Origin of the sequence: Desulfovibrio sp. 1214_IL3152 (assembly GCF_036763055.1) — a bacterium.
GTDB lineage: Bacteria > Desulfobacterota > Desulfovibrionia > Desulfovibrionales > Desulfovibrionaceae > Desulfovibrio.
In genome coordinates this window covers 1-3,121 of the sequence record NZ_JBAIYW010000017.1, presented here as the reverse complement: position 1 = coordinate 3,121, position 3,121 = coordinate 1, and the positions used below count along the sequence as shown (strand labels likewise).

Below are 3,121 nucleotides of genomic sequence, written 5' to 3'. Positions count from 1 at the left end.
GCGGCCATGCCCGCGACCTGGCGGAAAAAACCTCGTGGAGCTATTTTTTCGATAACTATATCAAGGCGTTTGATATCGCCCTTGCCAAGTCCGATGCCCGCACCGACCACGACTCCGCCCACGGAGCGCTCACGCGGGTGCTTACGGCGTCCTGCTCGGCCACGCCCTTTCTGCGTCCCATCATGGCCGTTGCCGAAGTCCCTCATGAGCTTTCACGGTTGCGTGAACTGGCCCAGAACATCTGGTGGTGCTGGCACGATCAGGCCAAGGCCCTGTTTATGGCGCTGAACCCCCAGTTGTGGGAAGCATGCCGCAATCCGCTGAAAATGCTGGAAGAAGCATGGCCCGCGCGCTTCAAGGAGCTTATCGCCAATGAAGAATACATGGCTATGTACCACAAGGTTATGGACAGGTTTGACGCCTACATGGCCGAACCCATCCGTTCCCTCAGCGTGGACGTGACACCCGAACACCCCATTGTCTATTTTTCCACGGAATACGGACTTAACGAATCCATTCCCATCTATTCCGGCGGCCTTGGCGTGCTCTCCGGCGACCACCTGAAGTCCGCGTCGGACATGGCCCTGCCCCTCATGGGCGTCGGCCTGCTCTACAAGAGCGGCTATTTCATGCAGGAAATCGATGCCAGCGGCCGCCAGGTGGCGCAATACCCGGTCAACAATTTCGGGCAGATGCCCATAAAGCAGGTACACGACGCCCAGGGGCAGCCCGTTTACATACAGCTGGAGTTGCCGGGCCGCATCCTTTACGCACGGGTCTGGCGACTTCAGGTGGGCCGCATAAACCTTTACCTGCTGGATACGGACACTACCCGCAATACGGACGAAGACCGGCGCATCACCGACCGCCTGTATGAGGCCAACCGCGAAACACGCCTGCTACAGGAAATACTGCTCGGTCAGGGCGGCATGCGCCTTTTGCGCACCCTCGGCATCATCCCCGGCGTGTACCACATGAACGAGGGGCATTCCGCCTTTATGGCCCTTGAGCGCGTACGCGACTGCATGACCCAGGGCATGAGCTATGACGAGGCTGTGGTGCGTGTGCGCTCCAACACGCTGTTCACCACGCACACCCCCGTGCCTGCGGGCAACGAATCCTTCTCGCTGGAGCTTATGGAACGCTACTTCGGCGGCATGGCTAAAAACCTTGACCTTTCCTGGCCGCAGTTCGTGCAACTTGGGCAGATCGAGGGCGGCGACAGCCACGCCTTTGAAATGACGGTACTGGCCTTGCGGCTCTCGTGCTGGGCCAACGGCGTCAGCCGCCTGCACGGCGTGGTTTCGCGCCATATGTGGAACAAGCTGTGGAAGGGACTGCCCACGGCCGAAACCCCCATCGGGCATGTTACCAACGGCATCCATACGCCGTCCTACGTGGGCAGCTGGATGCACGAACTGCTGCACAGGCATCTGGGCGCAGGCTGGTTACAGGCGCTGCCCGGCTCCGACGTGTGGGACAAGGTGGACGACATCCCCGATGAAGCCTTCTGGGCTGCGCGGCAGCATCAGAAAGAAGCCCTGCTTGATGCCCTGCGCAAGCGCATTCCCGTTTTTGCGCAGCGCTTCAAGCTGGATGCCACTGTTCGCAAAAGCATGGAAGCCCTGCTGCGGCCCGAAACTCTCATTATCGGCTTTGCACGCCGCTTTGCGCCCTACAAGAGGGCCACCCTGCTCTTTGCCGATCCCGACCGCCTGGCCCGCATACTCAACAATCCCCATCGGCCGGTGGTGCTTGTCTTTTCCGGCAAGGCGCACCCGGCGGACGAAGCGGGCATCAATCTCATTCAGGAAGTCATGCGCATGTGCCAGGACGAGCGCTTTCTCGGGCGCATATTCTTTCTGGAGAACTACAGCCTGTCCGTATCGCGCGTCATGTCCCAGGGCTGCGACGTCTGGCTTAACACGCCGCGCCGTCCGCACGAGGCATCCGGCACAAGCGGCATGAAGCTGCCCGTCAACGGCGGCGTCAACCTGAGCATCTCTGACGGCTGGTGGTGCGAGGGCTATAACAGACAGAACGGCTGGACTATCGGCCCGGTCGTCACCACCGAGCTGCCCAGCAATGAGCAGAACGACTATGCGGACGCCGAGGCGCTGTACAACCTGCTGGAAAACGCCGTGCTGCCGCTCTACTTCGACCGTACCCAGGGCGACCTGCCGACCCAGTGGATAGCCATGGCAAAGCGGTCGTTCAAAAGCCTTACGGCCATGTACAGCAGCAACCGCATGCTCAATGATTACATCCGCCAGTATTACCTGCGGGCCGCGCGCCGCCGCAACATGCTGGCCGAAAACGACTGGTCGGGGTGCCGCCGCCTTGCCGCCTGGGAAAAAGACCTGCCTGCCCGCTTCGGCACGGTCAAGGTGGAGGAACTTTTCATCAGCGGTGTGGAAAACAACACCATGATCTGCGGCGAGCCGGTGAGCGTGCGTCTGCATATGCACATAGGCGAAATGCAGCCGGAAGAAATACTCGTGCAGCTTGTCATCGGCCGCGCCCTGGTCAACGGCAACTTCATCGACAAACCCGAAATACTGCGCCTTGAGCCGCGCGCAGCCGACCACAACGGCGAAAGCGGAAACGGCATGAACTTTGCCGCCACCTACATTCCAACCCACAGCGGGCAATACCGCTACGGCGTGCGGGTGCTGCCCTATCACAAAAACCTGGCAACGCCGCTTGAAACAGGGCTTGTGCTGTGGGCCTAAAACGCCTGGCGCCTGCAAAGCCAGCAAGCATTTGAAGGCAAATATCCCTTCCGGGAAACAGAAAGAGGCCGCCCTGGGGGCGGCCTCTTCAGGAATAATTTAATTTTGAAATGCTCTCAGTGCCTTCATTTGGGGCGACTGCTCACGCAGCCGCCCGCCGCAAAAATACAAGCGCAGTTTATCTGCGCGGTTAAACGCCGAAGTGAGCGTGTCTTAAACTTTGAGAATGTATATTCTCAAAGTTAATCTGCTCTAGATGTGCTCCACGTCGGCCCGATCTTCAAGCAGCGGCCCGTCAAGCAGACTCATGGCGTCCAACAGCAGCGCCCGGTAACTGCCCGTGCCGCCGCCCAGGCCGCCCATCTCTCCGCCGCCACCTGCCATAGTTT

At 59.9% G+C, this 3,121-nt stretch carries 1 protein-coding gene; it reads left to right on the top strand.

The window, feature by feature from the left end; all coding sequences use genetic code 11:
* The coding region (glgP, locus tag V6C07_RS00320; RefSeq protein ID WP_333534346.1) for an alpha-glucan family phosphorylase at positions 1–2,732 on the top strand (2,732 nt) is incomplete at its 5' end.
* Positions 2,733–3,121: the final 389 nt, after the last annotated feature.